Raw genomic sequence first — 15,680 nt, 5'->3', positions numbered from 1 at the left:
GAGGGGGAGTGCCGGTTTTGTTCTGTAATGCCGCGGGGTGTGCGGGTAGTCGGTAATTCGCGAGGTGTAAGGACTCAGGCCTCCGCGGATACCCGTTGAATGAGTACCCACAGAGGCCTGAATTCCCGAAAGCTAATTGGCCTTGATTATTACACGCCGTCCTGGCGGTCAAGGACAGAAGCCAGGGCCTGCTCGAACCCGGAGGCCTTGGCAGCGCCCGCCGTCGGGTCCTGCTGGCGGACGTCGATGACGTGACCGGTCAGCTCGGACAGCAGCACGTCGAGGGAGGTGCGGGCCACGGCCTCGGAGGAGAGCAGCGAGCCGGCCGGCTCCTGGCCGAAGGCCTTGGTGCGCATCGGGGTCGCGGTGCGCTCGGGGTTGATGCAGTTGACGCGGATGCCCTCGGAGGCCCATTCGTCGGACAGGGCCTGGGTGAGGTTCACCATGGCAGCCTTGGTCGAGGAGTAGAGGCTGTACTCGGCCCGGCCGCGGGTGTAGCTGCTGGAGGTGTACAGCAGCAACTGCCCCTTGGTCTCGGACAGGTACTTGTACGACGAACGCGCGATCTGCACCGGGGCCAGGTAGTTGACCTTGAGCGCTTCCTCGATGGTCGCGTTGTCGGTCTCGGCGAGCTTGCCGATGCGCAGCACGCCCGCGGTGTTGACCACGTAGTCGATCCGGCCGGTCTCCGCGTACGCCTTGGACAGCGCGTCGTCGACCTCCTCCGGGTTCTCGACGTGGGTGCCGGTGGTGGAGCGGCCCAGCGCGTACACCTTGGCACCGTAGGACTCGGCGAGTTCGCAGATGTCCTTGCCAATGCCGTACGAACCGCCGAAGACGACGACCGTCTTGCCGGTCAGCAACTCGCGGTAGAGCTCCTCGCCCTTCTGTTCCGGGGCCGCCGTGGAAGCGAGCTGGAACAGCTTGTCGGCGATGAAGACGTCGACCGGCTGCGTCACCTTCATGTTGTACTCGTCGCCCGCGACGACGTGGATCGGCACGTCCGGCAGGTACTTGAGGACGACGGAGCAGTCGTCCGTGGCCTGGAAGTTGGGGTCGCCGGCGGCGACCTCGTAGGCGCGGCGGATCGTGGACAGCTTGAAGGCCTGCGGGGTCTGGCCGCGGCGCAGCCGGGAGCGGTCCGGGATCTCGGTGATGAACTCGCCGTCCTCGCCGTGCGTGCGGGTGACGATGATGGTGTCCGCGGACGGGATGGCGACGTCCACGGCCTGGTAGCGCTCCAGGGCGGTCACGCAGTCGTCGATGACGCGCTGCGCGAGCAGGGGGCGTACGGCGTCGTGGAAGAGGACGTTGAGGTCCTCCCCCTCGGCCAGGCCCTCGCCGAGGGCCGAGATGGCGCGCTCGGTGGTCTCGTTCCGGGTGGAGCCGCCCTCGATGATCTTCTTGACCTTGGTGAACCCGGCCTTGGCGACGATCTTCTCGATGTCCGGCACGTAGCCCGGCGCCATCAGCACGATGATGTCGTCGATCGAGTCGGCCTTCTCGAAGGTGGTCAGGGTGTGCTCGATGACTGCCTTGCCGGCGATCTTCAGCAGCTGCTTGGGGATCGACAGACCTACCCGCTGACCGGTGCCACCGGCCAGGATCACTGCGGTGGTTCGGGGCTTGGCTATGTGCTGTGACACAGGCTGACCTACCTTGGGGCGACAGGGAACCGTGAAATCGTCCCACTCCGGGTAACCGCAGTGCAAGGTGAGTGACGTCCCCTGCATATGTGCGCGCAACCCACCATTCACCTTGCACTCCTGGTGATTGGGCGCCGGTTCCGTGAACCCCCGCGAAATTACTGTGAGTAAGTCCACAAGCGGTGCACGGAGGTTCCACAGGGACGCCCGGTACCGCCGCGGCCGTGTCGACGCGGCACGGCGAGCGCTCCCGACAGCGCCCGGCGACCGCCGCGCCGGCTCGGCTCGAACGAGCGGGGATGTGACTTGCGCGGATCGTCATTACCACGGAATTCCGAAGCAGGGTTCCGCAGCATTTGAGTTTCGGCCGGAGCGAGGGGCCGGATTCACGGTGTCCGGCGCGGACGGGCGGGTAGGGATTTACCCAGAACATAGTAAGAGCGGCCCGGGACGCGGATACGTCCCCGGTCCGCTCTCACACGCAATTCACACGGTCACACAGGGGTGCACCGGTTTCCCGGTGTCACGCGGTGGTTCAGCGGTCACATCGGGTTCACACGACCTGGACGCCGGGCTCGTCCGACTCCACCCGCAGCCGGGCCAGCGTGCTCGCCGTGGCCTGCGGCCGGACGACCGTGTCGACGACCCGGACCTGGGCGTCGATGCCGTCGCGGTCGATGTCGAACAGGTGGTAGCCGCGGTGGGCGTCGATCACCTTCCAGTGCGGGTTGTCCGCCTTCAGCGGGTCCCACTGGGCGTGGAAGGCAGCCTGGTCCTGGTCGCCGTTGCTGGAGATGGAGGTGCCGACGAACTCGGCGCCGACGACGTCGGAGTCCGGGTCGGCGAAGTCCTCCTTCAGGTCGCTGATCATGGTCAGGTGCCGGTCGCCGCTGAGCACGACCGGGTTGCGGATGTCGGCGAACTCCTGCAGCAGGGCGTTGCGCTCGACCTGGTAGCCGTCCCAGGCGTCGTAGTACCAGAGCTTGCCCTCGCCGGCCAGCAGGTCGGTCTCGGCCATCATGATCTGCGAGGCGATCAGGTTCCAGCGGGCCGGGGAGTCGTACAGCCCGTCCAGCAGCCACTGCTTCTGCTCGGCGCCGAGCATGGTCTGCGACGGCGACTCGGCGCCGTCCTGCGTGGTGGCCTGGTCGCTGCGGAACTGCCGGGTGTCGAGGACGTTGAGCCGGGCCAGCCGGCCGAACTCCAGGCGGCGGTACATCTGGATGTGCGGGCCGTTCGGGATCGCGGTGGCACGGACCGGCATGTGCTCGTAGTACGCCTGGTAGGCCGCGGTCAGCCGGGCCACGAAGGCGTCGTGGGACTGCTTGTCGGGGTCCTGCGGGATCTCGCCGGCGAAGTCGTTGTCGACCTCGTGGTCGTCGAAGGTGACCACCCAGGGGGCGTTCGCGTGCATGGCGGCGAGGTCGGGGTCGGTGCGGTACTGGGCGTAGCGGTTGCGGTACTGGACGAGGGTGTACGGCTCGTCGCTGCCCTCGTGCCGGCGTACGGCGGTGGCGGAAGGCTTGGACTCGTAGATGTAGTCGCCGACGAAGAGGACGAAGTCGGGGTCCTGGGCGAGCATGTCGGCGTACGGCGTGAAGTAGCCGTGCTGCCAGTTCTGGCAGGAGGCGAGGGCGACGCGCAGCGAGTCGCCCCTGTGGTGCGGGTAGGGCGCGGTGCGGGTGCGGCCGGTGGGCGAGAGCCGGCCGCCGGCGCGGAAGCGGTACCAGTAGGGGCGGTCCGGGCACAGACCCCGTACGTCCACGTGAACGCTGTGCCCGTACTCGGGCCTGGCCTGGGCGGTGCCCCGCCGGGTGGTCCCTTTGAACCGCTCGTCCTCGGCGATCTCCCAGTCCACGGAGAACACCGCGTCGGGCATGCCTCCGCCGTGGAGCGGGTCGGGGGCGAGCCGGGTCCACAGCACGATGCCGTCGGGCAGCGGATCGCCGGACGCGACGCCGAGACCGAACACACCGTCGGGCAGCGGGGTTTCGGCCGCGCGGGCGACGGCAGGCAGCCAGAGCTGGGCGGAGGCCGCGGCGCCGAGGACGGCGGCCCCGGCGGTCAGAAACCGGCGTCGGTCGGGCGCTGCTGCTCCGGACATTCGCTGACTCCCTTTCCAGGTGGGCCTTTTGGACTTCTCGCCGGACCTTCGGAAGCTCCCACGGCCGGACGGTCCGCCCGCTGAACGGGAGCGTTCGCGTGCATGACAACCAGGCAGACAACAGAAGACCCGTTGCGGCACGGGAACCACATGAAGAACGTGATCTTGCCGCAACGGGTCCTACAGGGCGTCAGTAGACACTTACAGAACCGGGGTTCAGAAGCGAGATGCGATTCCGGTCAGTCGTTGAACGTCGAGCCGAGCTGGGCGAACACCAAGACGGAATGGCCCCACCCGTCGGACCAGCAGGCACCGGCGCTCAGGGCGACGCCGGTGCCGGTCGCCGGACCGCGCCGGCGAACGGGACGGGGCTGGGCCACGTCGGCTCCGGGAAATGGTGGCGCCGCAGTGGTCGTCGCTCTCGGCGGTGCCGGCCACGTCGGAGCCGTCCTGGCCGAAGCGGGGAGACAGAGGAGTGCGACACGGAATGGACCGGGATCCCTTCCGTGTCGCACAGTTCGGCTCATCGGGGAGCGACGACGTCGCCCGCACAGCCAGCGCGCACCGTCCCGACGTTCACATGGCCGGGTCGGGCGGGCGGGCTCACTGCTTGAACGGGTCGAACTCGTCGTACTCGTGCAGCACCTCGTCCCGCTCGGCCTGCTTGTCGCGCCGGCGCTGAGCCGCGGGCCGGGGCTCGTCGAAGCGGTGGTCCTCGCCACGGCGGCCGAGCATCTCCGCGCCCGCCATCACCGTCGGCTCCCAGTCGAAGACGACCGCGTTCTCTTCGGGTCCGATGGCGACGCCGTCGCCGTTGCGGGCGCCCGCCTTCATCAACGCCTCCTCGACACCGAGGCGGTTGAGGCGGTCGGCGAGGTAGCCGACGGCCTCGTCGTTGTTGAAGTCGGTCTGCCGCACCCAGCGCTCCGGCTTCTCGCCGCGCACGCGGAACAGCGGCTCGCCGCCGGCCTCCTCGCGGCTGACCGTGAAGCCCGTGTCGTCCACGGCCTTGGGCCGGATGACGATCCGCGTCGCCTCCTCCTTCGGCTTCGCGGCGCGGGCGCCCGCGACCAGCTCACCGAGAGCGAACGACAGCTCCCGCAGCCCGATGTGGGCCACCGCCGACACCTCGAAGACGCGGTAGCCGCGCGCCTCCAGGTCGGGGCGGACCATCTCGGCGAGGTCCTTGCCGTCCGGCACGTCGACCTTGTTCAGGACGACGATCCGGGGACGGTTGTCGAGGCCGCCGTACTGCCGCAGCTCCTCCTCGATGATGTCGAGGTCGGAGACCGGGTCGCGGTCGGACTCCAGGGTCGCGGTGTCCAGCACGTGCACCAGCACACTGCACCGCTCCACGTGCCGCAGGAACTCGAGCCCGAGGCCCTTGCCCTGGCTTGCACCCGGAATCAGACCGGGCACGTCCGCGATGGTGTAGACGGTGGAGCCGGCGGTCACCACGCCCAGGTTGGGGACGAGCGTCGTGAACGGGTAGTCGGCGATCTTCGGCTTGGCCGCGCTGAGCACGGAGATCAGCGAGGACTTGCCCGCGCTCGGGTAGCCCACCAGGGCCACGTCGGCGACGGTCTTCAGCTCCAGGACGATGTCCTGCAGGTCACCGGGCTCGCCCAGCAGCGCGAAGCCGGGCGCCTTGCGGCGGGCGCTGGCCAGCGCCGCGTTGCCGAGGCCGCCCCGGCCGCCCTGCGCTGCGATGTACGAGGTGCCGTGGCCGACCAGGTCGGCGAGCACGTTGCCCGCCTTGTCCAGGACGACCGTGCCGTCCGGCACCGGCAGGACCAGGTCCTGGCCGTCCTTGCCGGAGCGGTTGCCGCCCTCGCCGGGCTTGCCGTTGGTGGCCTTGCGGTGCGGGGAGTGGTGGTAGTCGAGGAGCGTGGTGACCGACTGGTCCACGGTCAGGATGACATCACCGCCACGGCCGCCGTTGCCGCCGTCCGGGCCGCCGAGCGGCTTGAACTTCTCACGGTGGACGGAGGCACAGCCGTGGCCTCCGTTACCCGCGGCGACGTGCAGTTCGACGCGGTCCACGAAGGTGGTCATGGTTCAGTGCCTCCAGAAAAACGTACGGATGTCGCTTGGCACGAAATGTCTCTCACGTGCCCGCGTCTGATAACACGCGAAGGCGGACCCGCCTTCCCGACCGGGAAGTGAGGTCCGCCTCGCGCGACGAAACGCTCGGTCTGAGCCCTGTGTCAGGCGACCGGAACGATGTTCACGACCTTGCGGCCACGGTGGGTGCCGAACTCCACCGCACCGGCCTGCAGCGCGAACAGGGTGTCGTCGCCGCCACGGCCGACACCGGCGCCCGGGTGGAAGTGGGTGCCGCGCTGGCGGACCAGGATCTCACCCGCGCTCACGACCTGACCGCCGAAGCGCTTCACGCCGAGCCGCTGGGCGTTGGAGTCGCGACCGTTCCGGGTGGACGATGCGCCCTTCTTGTGTGCCATCTGTTCTCAGTCCCTTACTTCGCAGCCGTGGGGATCTCAGTGACCTTGATCGCCGTGTACTGCTGGCGGTGGCCCTGACGACGGCGGTAGCCGGTCTTGTTCTTGTAGCGCAGAATGTCGATCTTCTGGCCCTTGTGGTGGTCCACGACCTCGGCCTGGACCTTGATGCCGGCCAGCACCCACGGGTCGCTGGTCACAGCGTCGCCGTCGACAACGAGCAGGGTCGAGAGCTCGACCGTGTCGCCAACCTTGGCGGTGGAAATCTTGTCAACCTCAACGATGTCGCCGACAGCAACCTTGTGCTGGCGACCACCGCTGCGCACGATGGCGTACACGCGGATCTCTCTTTCGCTCGAGAACGGCACCCCCGCAGGCCAGCCACCCAGAAACGACATGGACGACCTCTCCCGGCCCGCATCGCGCCCGGGAGGAATAGGTTTACGGGGATGTGGCGTGTCAGTGGACACGCCGACGGTCAAGGTTACGGGGCCACGGCCGAGGGGGTCAAACCGGGCCCCGTGCGTGTGGGGCCGGTCACGTGGACCGGCCCCACACCGGGTGTCAGCCCTCGTCGGTGGCGGCCGGGACCGTGGCGGCCTTCTTCGCCGTCGACTTGGCGGCGGCCGTCTTGGTGGTCTTCGCCGCCTTCTTGGCCGTCGTCTTCTTGGCGGCCGTCTTCTTGGCCGCGGTCTTCTTGGTGGCCGCCTTCTTCGCCGTGGCCTTCTTGGCGGTCTTGCGGGCCGCCTTCTTGGCCGGAGCCGCCTCCTCGTCCGTCGCCACGGGCTCCACCGTCTCCACGGCGACCGGGGCCTCCTCCGGCGCGGCCGACGGGACGACCACGACGGCCGCCTCCTCGGACGCGGTCGGCGCGGTGGCCTTGCGCACCGCACGGCGCCGCGGGCGGGCCGGGGCGGCGCTCTCGGCGGGCGCCTCCTCGGCCGGGGCCGGGGCCTCGGCCTCGGGCTGCTCCACCGGTGCCCCGGCCGCGGGCGCGGTCTCGGGCACGGTCACCACGGCCGCCTCGGCCCCCGCGGGGGAACCGGCCGGTGCCGACTCCTTCCGGGTCGCACGACGGCGCGCACGGCCCTTGGGCGCGGCCTCCTCGGCGGCGGGGGCCTCGGCAGCGGGAGCGTCGGCCGGGACGACGGCGTCCTCGACGGCCGCGGGCTCGGCCAGCGCCTCGGCGGCCGTCTCCGGCTGCACGGGACGTACGGCTTCCTCCGCGGGGGTGACGGCCTGGGCCGTGGGCGCCTCGGCGGCCTCGGTGGTCTCGGCGACCTGCGCGGGCCTGCGGCTCTCGGTCTTCGGCATACCCGCCGGTGCCGAGGCCCTGCGGCTCGCGCGGCGGCGGGTACGGCCACGGCCGGCGGCCGCCTCCGCCTCGGCGACGCTGCTGTACAGCTCCTCGTCCGGCTCGAAGTCGGGCGCGGGCAGCTCGACCGGTTCGGCCGGCTCGGCGGCCACCTCGACCGCGGTCTCCACCTCGGGCTCGACGGCCTCGCCGGTCTCCACGGCCACGGCGGCGGTCTCGTGCACGTGCCCGTCACCGCCACGGCCGCGCTTCTTGCGCTTGCCGCCACCGCCGCCGGCGACGACGGTCGGCTGCTCCATGTGCACGATGACGCCACGGCCGTTGCAGTGGACGCAGGTCTCGGAGAAGGACTCCAGCAGGCCCTGGCCGACGCGCTTGCGCGTCATCTGGACGAGACCCAGCGAGGTCACCTCGGCGACCTGGTGCTTCGTACGGTCGCGGCCCAGGCACTCCAGCAGGCGCCGCAGCACCAGGTCCCGGTTGGACTCGAGCACCATGTCGATGAAGTCGATCACGATGATGCCGCCGAGGTCGCGCAGCCGCAGCTGTCGGACGATCTCCTCGGCCGCCTCCAGGTTGTTCCTGGTGACCGTCTCCTCGAGGTTGCCGCCCTGACCGGTGAACTTGCCGGTGTTGACGTCGACGACGACCATCGCCTCGGTCCGGTCGATCACCAGCGAACCGCCGCTGGGCAGCCAGACCTTGCGGTCCAGCGCCTTGGCGAGCTGCTCGTCGATCCGGTAGGTGGCGAAGACGTCGACCTCGGAGGTCCACTTCGACAGCCGCTCGGCGAGGTCGGGCGCGACGTGCGAGACGTACCCGTGGATGGTCGACCAGGCCTCGTCGCCGCTGACGACGACCTTGGAGAAGTCCTCGTTGAAGATGTCCCGGACGACCCGCACGGTCATGTCCGGCTCGCCGTACAGCAGCGAAGGCGCATTTGAGCCGCCGCCGTTCTTGGCCTTCTTCTGGATCTCCTCCCACTGGCCCTGCAGCCGCTCGACGTCCCGGCGCAGCTCGTCCTCGCTCGCGCCCTCGGCGGCGGTGCGCACGATGACGCCCGCGTTCTCGGGGACGATCTTCTTGAGGATGCTCTTCAGCCGGGCCCGCTCGGTGTCGGGCAGCTTGCGGCTGATGCCGGTCATGGAGCCCTCGGGCACGTACACGAGGTAGCGGCCCGGGAGGGAGACCTGGCTGGTCAGACGGGCGCCCTTGTGCCCGATGGGGTCCTTCGTCACCTGGACGAGGACGGGCTGCCCGGACTTCAGGGCGGACTCGATGCGGCGCGGCCCGTTGGCCATGCCCAGCGCCTCGAAGTTGACCTCACCGGCGTAGAGGACGGCGTTGCGGCCCTTGCCGATGTCGATGAAGGCGGCCTCCATCGACGGCAGCACGTTCTGGACCTTGCCCAGGTAGACGTTGCCGACGTACGAGGTCGACTGCTCCTTGTTGACGTAGTGCTCGACGAGCACGCCGTCCTCGAGCACGCCGATCTGGGTGCGCTCGCCGTGCTGGCGGACGACCATCACACGCTCGACGGCCTCGCGGCGGGCCAGGAACTCGGCCTCGGTGATGATCGGAACGCGCCGGCGGCCCTGCTCGCGGCCCTCCCGGCGGCGCTGCTTCTTGGCCTCCAGACGGGTCGAGCCCTTGATGGACTGCACCTCGTCGGACGGCTCGGAGGCCTTGCGGGGTTCGCGGACCTTGACGACCGTGCGCTCCGGGTCGTCGGTGGACGGCTCGGCCTCCGTGGAGGTGTCCCCGGCCCGGCGGCGGCGACGGCGCCGGCGGCGGCTGGAGCTGGAACCGTCGGACTCGTCACCACGAGCCTCGTCGGCGTCCTCTTCCTCCTGCTCGGCGGTGTCCTCGGCGTCCTGGGCGGCCTGCTCGGCAGCCAGCTCGTCGGCCTCGGCGTCCCCGCCCTCGCCCTCGGGGGCATCCCCACGGCGACGGCGACGGCCGCCCCGGCGGCGACGGCGGCGCGAGCCGAACTCCTCGGCGCCCTCGGCCTCTTCGCCCTCGTCGCCATCGGCGAGGTCCTCGGCAGCGGCCTCCTCGGCCTCCTCCGGCTCCTCGTCCTCGGCGGCGGCCTCGACAACCTGCGCCTCCTCGGCGAAGGGGGCGCCCCGGCGACGACGGCGACGGCGCGAGCCGGCCTCGGCGCGCTCCTCCGTGTAGCCGTCGCTCTCCTCGGTCTCCTCCGCCTCGGCGGCCTCGGCAGCGGCCTCGGCGGCGGCCCGCTCCGGGGTCTGGAACTTCGGCTCGGTGAACACCGGTGCCTGGAACACGGCCACGGTGGGCCGGGTCGGCCGGCGCGGGGCCTCGGCCTCGGCTCCCTCGGAGGGTGCGGGCGCGGAGAACCCGGTCGCGGCCTGCCGTACGACCCGGCGGCGGCGGCGCGGCGCCGCCTCCTCGGCGGGGGCTTCGGCGGCGGGGGCCTGCGGCGCTTCGGCGGGGGTCTGGGCGGCGACGGGCTCGGCGATCTCGGTCTCCTCGGCGGACGGGGGGGTCTCGGCCTGCTCGGTGGCGGCCGCGGGGGCCTCGTCGGCCGCGGGAACACCGGCGGGCGCGGACACCCGGCGGGTCGCGCGGCGGCGCGTACGGCGCGGCGCGGTCTCTTCGGCGCCCTCGGCGGTCGCGGGCTCCTCCTGCGCGGACTCGGCGGCAGGCTCGGCGGCGGCCGGTACGACGCTCTCCGCGGTCTCGGCGGCTTCGGGGGCCCCGGCGGGCGCGGAGACCCGACGGGTCGCGCGACGACGCGTGCGACCGGCGGGCGCGGCCTCCGCCTCGACGGCGGGAGCGGCTTCGGCTGCGACCGGGGCTTCCACGGCGGGGGCCGCTTCGGCTGCGACCGGGGCTTCCACGGCGGGCGCGGACTCGGGCGCCTCGGCGGCCTGCGGCACACCGGCGGGGGCCGAGGCGCGCCGGGCGGCACGGCGGCGCGGGCGGGCCGCGGGCGCGGCTTCGGCGACGGACTCGGCCTGCACGGCCTCCGTCACCGGCTGCTCCGCCTTCTCCCCGGACCCGGACTCGGCGGCGGGCGCCACGACCTCGGCGGACGCGGGCGCCCCGACGGGCGCGGACGCACGGCGCGTGGCCCGGCGACGGGCAGGACGAGGAGCGACTTCCTCAGCGGCCCCAGGGGCTTCAGCGGCCCCACCGGACTCACCAGCCGCCTCGGTCTCAACGGTCTCCGCCACAGCAGCCACCGCCGGCACGACCGTCTCGGCGACCTCGGCAGACGCGGGCGCCCCGACAGGCGCGGACGCACGGCGCGTGGCCCGGCGACGGGCAGGACGAGGAGCGACTTCCTCAGCGGCCCCAGGGGCTTCAGCGGCCCCACCGGACTCACCAGCCGCCTCGGTCTCAACGGTCTCCGCCACAGCAGCCACCGCCGGCACGACCGTCTCGGCGACCTCGGCGGACGCGGGCGCCCCGACAGGCGCGGACGCACGGCGCGTGGCCCGGCGACGGGCAGGACGGGCGGGGGCGGTCTCCTGGACGGCGGCGGGTGCCTCCACGGCCCCGCCCTCGGCCTCGGTTGCGGCCTGGGCCTTCTCCTCGGCCCCGGCGATCTCGTCGGCCTCCGCGGCCGGTATGGCCGGCACGGTGACCTCACTGGGGGCCTCGGCCGCGGCGGGCGGACCCGCCGGGCGAGAGGCGGCACGGCGACGACTGCGCGGCGGCAGGGTGTCGCTGGGAGTGTTCAGTTCGGAACCCTCATGGGGTTCGGTCGGCTCGAGCATGCGGGCGTTTCTCCCGTCAGGCTCCCGGGCGCCGCGCCTGGTCCGGCGCCGGTCTCGATGGACCGTCCGCCGTTGACGTCCGCGGCCCGCGCGATGCGCGATGGCCGCCGTCCGGGGCGCGGTCGCCGCACGGGAGCACTCTGTGTCCTGTCTCGCCGGTTCCGTACGCCTTGTCGGTACGGCCTGGCGAAAGTCTTCTGGTCGGTGCGCTGCCCGACCCAGGTGGCTCCCGAGTACGAGGGCGGCGCTACGACGTCCGTCCTTACGCGGAACCTTCCGGCGTCGCCGCCGTCGCGGCGGCAGCCGGTGCGGCCGTCAGGGCCTCGGCTGCCTCGCGGTCGGGCGCGAGCGGGTCGGTCACCGTGCCGGTCTCTTCATCGAACAGCCCCTGCGCCAGCCTGGTCACCGCTGCGGGGACCGGCGGCGCCAGGTCGGCCACGGCGCGGAGACCGGACAGGACGTCGTCGGGTCGTACGGCAGGCGTCACGTGCCGAACAACCAGCCGCAGTATCGCACAAGGCTGGTCGCTCGTCCTATCAGCCTGCTGACTCTGCGTCGTCGCGCTTTCCAGGCTCGCGACCGCCGGGCGGGCGTCGAAGGTGCGGACGCCGTTCTTGGTCATGCGCTGCACCTCGACGGTGTCGGCCTTGATGAAGGCCTCGACCGCACTTTCGGCGTCGACCGGGTCGACGCCGTCCAGCCGCAACTCCCAGACGGAGGCCGTGAGCCGGTCGGCGAGGCCCGAGGTCCGTGCCTCGACCGCGTCGACGATGTCCAGCCCGGCGGGCAGCGACTCGTCGAGGAGGACGCGCAGCGGCTCGGGGTCGCGCGACTCGGTCAGCGCGATCTCCAGGTACTCCGCCTCACTGCCCGTGCCGGTGGGTGCGGCATTGGCGTACGACACCTTCGGATGCGGCGTGAACCCCGCCGAGTAGGCCATGGGCACCTCGGCGCGACGCAGCGCACGCTCGAAGGCGCGCTGGAAGTCACGGTGGCTGGTGAACCGGAGGCGGCCGCGCTTGGTGTAGCGCAGTCGGATGCGCTGCACCGCGGGTGCGGGCGGCGGGCCTTCGGGCTGTCGCTTGCCCAGTGTCCTAGTCCTTCGTGAGAGCGGTGGTACTCCTACCAAGAGTACGTGTCTCGCGGCCCGTGGGTTCCCGCCGGTCCACCGCGGCCGGCGGGCGGGGCTCGCCGAAGAGCACGCGCCTCAGGTCGGCGCGGGCCTGCCGTACGGCCTCGCGGGCGCCGGCCAGTGCCTGCCGCACGGTCCGGCCCACGAAACGCGAGGCCTCGGCGACCGGCCGCAGGACGAGGTCCCGTACGACGTGCCCGACGGGGGTCAGGACCGTGCGGTACACCCAGCGCAGCGGCTCCACGAAGATCCACCGGAAGAGGGTCGCGAGCACCCGTCCGACGGCGCGCGAGACCCGCCCGGCCACCCGCCAGGCATGCCCGAGCGCCTCCCCCACCTCCCGTGCGACGAGGGCGAGGACCCGGCCGACGGGTGCGAGGACCCAGCGCCACAGGGCGAGGGCGGGCAGGACGAGAAGGATGCGGGTCGTCCAGCACAGGGCCGCGCCGATCGCGGTGACGACGGCGCCGGCGAGCCATGCCAGCGCCCGCCCGACCGGCGCGAGGACCCACTCGTACAGCCACCGCGCGGGGACGACGAGCAGGTACCGCACCAGCCGGGCCACGGCGGCGTACACACCCGCCCCGGCGGCGGCGAGCAGCATGCCGACGCCCTTCACCAACCGGGCGACGGTGCGGCCCACCGGCGCGAGAACGCGCGCGTACAGCCACGCGAGACCGGCCCCGGTCCCCCGCACGATCCGGGCGAGGGCGTGCCCGACGGGGGTCAGCACACAGGTGTACAGCCACCGGAGCGGCACGACGACGAGGACGTACCCCAGCCGTCCGAGCGCCTTGCCGACGGGCACGAGGACGTGACGCCACAGCGCACCCCAAGGCCACACCAGGAGCGCCCACCCGACCCACAGCAGCGCGCGGCCCACCGGCCGCAGCACGGTGTCGGTCAGGAACCGGCCACAGACCACCAGCGCGTCCCACACCATCCGCACCGGCAGCACCAGCACGAACACGACGATCCGCACGGGCAGACGGATCGCCACCGTGAGGCACCCCTCGGGGTGTTGCGGGCGGGCGGGCGGCTTGTCGAGGTCCATACCTGCGTAGACGTTCCGAACGCCCGTCCGGATGCGCTACGTCGTGCGGGCCTTGTACGACTCCGGATAGCGCTCCGTGAGCTTGATCACCGCGACCAGCAGGACCACCGGGATGACCCAGTTGAACCAGTCGTCCAGGGACGGGATGCGGATGGCCAGCCAGGTCGAGAGGGCCATGAGGACGAAGACCACGCCCCAGGCCGCGGTCAGCACCCGGTTGATGTGCAGGAAGACGGGCGAGTCCCACACGTCGCGGGGTGTCTGCTGCCGGGCGTACTGCGCCGTGAAGGGATCCACCAGCAGTGATCCCAGCGCGACGGCGGCCACGACCCCGTTGGAGATCACCTGGGCATACGTCTCGAGCCACACGAGTTCCGAACGGTTCAGGGCGAGCGCGAGGACCGTGATCACCGCGAAGAAGACGATGCCGACCATGTCGAGGACGTAGATCCTCCCCCGCAGGATGTCCTGGCCCGACAGGACGATCGCGGCGATCAGCGCGGCGAGCGCCGCGTACTTCCAGGTACTGGGACTGGCGACCACACCGAAGATGATCCACGGGGCGAACGAGAAGAACACACTGCCCGTGCCGACGGGTTTCTTGGCCGGAGCTTTCGTCGCCGCCTGCTGAGCCATGGGAGCGCCTTCCGCCGGGTGTGTCGCCACCCCCTCCTCTCCCATCGTGCCGTCGGTGGGCGCAGCGCGCATGCCACTCGTTGTGCGCCCCGCCCGTAAGGGCCCTAGCGTGAAAGGCGCGGTGCGGACGATCGGGGGTGCCTCTACGGCCTGGAGCCGCCATGACCCACCGTTTCAGCGAGAACGTCCAGTTCAACTACGAGATACTGCTCGCCCTCGGCTCGGTCTGGCGCCAGGGCGCCGACGTGGGCGAAGTGCTGGCGACCGTCTCCGCCGTCGCGGACGCCGACGGTCAGGCGTGGTTCAACGCCTGGGTCGAACTGGGCCGCAGGGCCCGGGAACAGGCCGACCGCAGCGCGGCGGAGGGACACGGGGTGAGCGCTCGGGACGCCTTCCTGCGCGCCGCCGGCTACTTCGGCACGGCCCTCGTGGGCGTCGACGCGGTCGCGGATCCCGAGAAACGGCTGGACGAGGTGTTCGCGGAGCACCGCGCCTGCTTCGACCGCTTCCTGCGGGCCTGGGATCCGCCCGCCGAGCCGGTGGCCATCCCGTACGAGGACACGTCGCTGCCCGGGTACCTGGTCGACCCGCCCGGCGTGTCCGGTCCGCTGCCGACGCTGATCGCCAACAACGGCAGGGCCCGATCAGCTCCGCCTGGACGCTGCTCGGCGCACCGGCGGTGGCCCGCGGTTACCGCGTCCTGCTCTTCGACGGCCCGGGCCAGCAGTCGATGCTCTTCGAACGCGGGGTGACCTTCCGGCCCGACTGGGAGCATGTCATCACCCCGGTCGTGGACTTTCTCCTCTCCCGCCCCGACGTCGACCCCGGCGGGATCGTGCTGGCCGGCATCAGCCAGGCCGGCTACTGGGTCCCGCGCGCCCTCGGCTTCGAGCACCGGATCGCGGCCGCGGTCGCCGACCCCGGAGTGATCCGCGTGGTGGACAGCTGGTGGCCCAGCCTCGGCGCCGATCTGCGCGGCCTGTGGGAGTCCGGCGACCGTGACACCTTCGACCGCGTCGTCGAGGGCGCTCTCGCCCAGGACCCGGCGCTGGCCGCGACATGGCGCTGGCGGGCGAAGCCGTACGGCATCGACTCACCGTTCGATCTGCTCGTGGAGGTCTCCCGGTACGACCTCACGCCCGTCGCCGACCGGATCACCACCCCGCTGCTGATCACCGACCCGGACGGCGAGCACTTCTGGCCCGGCGCCTCACGGCGGTTGTACGACGCCCTCCCCGGTCCGAAGCGTCTGGTCCGCTTCACCGAGGCGGAAGGGGCGCATCTGCACTGCGAACCCCTGGGCCGCGCCCTGTTCGAGCAGCGCGTCTTCGAGGTTGCGTCCTGGGAAGTGGTGTACGGGCTCCCACCTGATCCGGGCGTTTGGCCCGGCGTCGGAGTGAGTGTCCGGATATGAGAACGGCCACCGGCTGATCTTCGAGATGTCGAAGGCTCGAAGGAGATCAGCACGATGACCGCACCAGACAGTCTGCCCCTGCATGCCCTCGCCGAGGACAACCTCGCCGCGGCGAGTCCCGATCTGCTGCGCGCGATGGTCAAGACGTTCGCCGACGCACTCATGTCCGCCGAG

12 protein-coding genes are annotated in these 15,680 nt (G+C 71.6%); 2 read left to right on the top strand and 10 right to left on the bottom strand.

Annotation, left to right across the window (positions count from 1 at the left end; all coding sequences use genetic code 11):
* Positions 1–149: 149 nt before the first annotated feature.
* From ACFZDC_RS18925 to ACFZDC_RS18880, 10 genes are all read right to left on the bottom strand, one after another.
* Positions 150–1,646 (bottom strand): D-ribitol-5-phosphate cytidylyltransferase, encoded by a 1,497-nt coding sequence (locus ACFZDC_RS18925; protein WP_391325136.1) that lies wholly within the window; start codon positions 1,644–1,646, stop codon positions 150–152.
* A gap of 553 nt (positions 1,647–2,199) precedes the next feature.
* Complete coding sequence (locus ACFZDC_RS18920) at positions 2,200–3,750, bottom strand: alkaline phosphatase D family protein (RefSeq protein ID WP_391325134.1); 1,551 nt, start codon at positions 3,748–3,750, stop codon at positions 2,200–2,202.
* A gap of 239 nt (positions 3,751–3,989) precedes the next feature.
* Complete coding sequence (locus ACFZDC_RS18915) at positions 3,990–4,130, bottom strand: hypothetical protein (RefSeq protein WP_391325133.1); 141 nt, start codon at positions 4,128–4,130, stop codon at positions 3,990–3,992.
* A gap of 223 nt (positions 4,131–4,353) precedes the next feature.
* Positions 4,354–5,805 (bottom strand): GTPase ObgE, encoded by a 1,452-nt coding sequence (gene obgE / locus ACFZDC_RS18910; protein ID WP_391325131.1) that lies wholly within the window; start codon positions 5,803–5,805, stop codon positions 4,354–4,356.
* A gap of 152 nt (positions 5,806–5,957) precedes the next feature.
* The gene (gene rpmA / locus ACFZDC_RS18905) at positions 5,958–6,212 is read right to left on the bottom strand and encodes a 50S ribosomal protein L27 (protein ID WP_030605064.1); all 255 of its coding nucleotides are present in this window, start codon (positions 6,210–6,212) and stop codon (positions 5,958–5,960) included.
* A gap of 14 nt (positions 6,213–6,226) precedes the next feature.
* Positions 6,227–6,547, bottom strand: a complete 321-nt coding sequence (gene rplU, locus ACFZDC_RS18900) for a 50S ribosomal protein L21 (RefSeq protein WP_003990208.1) — start codon at positions 6,545–6,547, stop codon at positions 6,227–6,229.
* Positions 6,548–6,773: 226 nt separating this feature from the next.
* The gene (locus tag ACFZDC_RS18895; RefSeq protein ID WP_391325129.1) at positions 6,774–11,270 is read right to left on the bottom strand and encodes an Rne/Rng family ribonuclease; all 4,497 of its coding nucleotides are present in this window, start codon (positions 11,268–11,270) and stop codon (positions 6,774–6,776) included.
* A 262-nt stretch (positions 11,271–11,532) separates the two neighbouring features.
* A complete protein-coding gene (locus tag ACFZDC_RS18890) occupies positions 11,533–12,318 on the bottom strand; it encodes a TIGR03936 family radical SAM-associated protein (protein ID WP_391325128.1) in 786 nt (261 codons plus the stop codon).
* A 46-nt stretch (positions 12,319–12,364) separates the two neighbouring features.
* Entirely contained in the window at positions 12,365–13,456 is a 1,092-nt protein-coding gene (locus ACFZDC_RS18885) for a hypothetical protein (RefSeq protein ID WP_391325126.1), read from the bottom strand.
* 36 nt (positions 13,457–13,492) lie between these two features.
* Entirely contained in the window at positions 13,493–14,164 is a 672-nt protein-coding gene (locus tag ACFZDC_RS18880; RefSeq protein WP_391325124.1) for a hypothetical protein, read from the bottom strand.
* An 89-nt stretch (positions 14,165–14,253) separates the two neighbouring features.
* On the opposite strand from ACFZDC_RS18880, the gene ACFZDC_RS18875 reads away from it, so the two are divergent.
* A complete protein-coding gene (locus tag ACFZDC_RS18875) occupies positions 14,254–14,844 on the top strand; it encodes a hypothetical protein (RefSeq protein WP_391325122.1) in 591 nt (196 codons plus the stop codon).
* Positions 14,772–15,506 carry an alpha/beta hydrolase family protein gene (locus tag ACFZDC_RS18870; protein ID WP_391325120.1) on the top strand — a complete coding sequence of 245 codons (735 nt, stop codon included), beginning with the start codon at positions 14,772–14,774 and terminating at the stop codon, positions 15,504–15,506. The genes ACFZDC_RS18875 and ACFZDC_RS18870 overlap by 73 nt, the downstream gene beginning before the upstream one ends.
* Positions 15,507–15,680: the final 174 nt, after the last annotated feature.

The sequence above is a fragment of the Streptomyces sp. NPDC007905 genome (assembly GCF_042959345.1).
Classification (GTDB): Bacteria; Actinomycetota; Actinomycetes; order Streptomycetales; family Streptomycetaceae; genus Streptomyces.
The sequence above is the reverse complement of the archived record's forward strand: the minus strand, read 5'-3'. Positions and strand labels throughout refer to the sequence as shown.

Excerpts from the sequence above, each read along its gene's own strand:
- ACFZDC_RS18920 (WP_391325134.1), bottom strand. The coding sequence starts at position 3,750 with ATGTCCGGAGCAGCAGCGCCCGACCGACGCCGGTTTCTGACCGCCGGG.
- obgE (WP_391325131.1), bottom strand. The coding sequence starts at position 5,805 with ATGACCACCTTCGTGGACCGCGTCGAACTGCACGTCGCCGCGGGTAAC.
- rpmA (WP_030605064.1), bottom strand. The coding sequence starts at position 6,212 with ATGGCACACAAGAAGGGCGCATCGTCCACCCGGAACGGTCGCGACTCC.
- ACFZDC_RS18895 (WP_391325129.1), bottom strand. The coding sequence starts at position 11,270 with ATGCTCGAGCCGACCGAACCCCATGAGGGTTCCGAACTGAACACTCCC.
- ACFZDC_RS18885 (WP_391325126.1), bottom strand. The coding sequence starts at position 13,456 with ATGGACCTCGACAAGCCGCCCGCCCGCCCGCAACACCCCGAGGGGTGC.
- ACFZDC_RS18880 (WP_391325124.1), bottom strand. The coding sequence starts at position 14,164 with ATGCGCGCTGCGCCCACCGACGGCACGATGGGAGAGGAGGGGGTGGCG.
- ACFZDC_RS18875 (WP_391325122.1), top strand. The coding sequence starts at position 14,254 with ATGACCCACCGTTTCAGCGAGAACGTCCAGTTCAACTACGAGATACTG.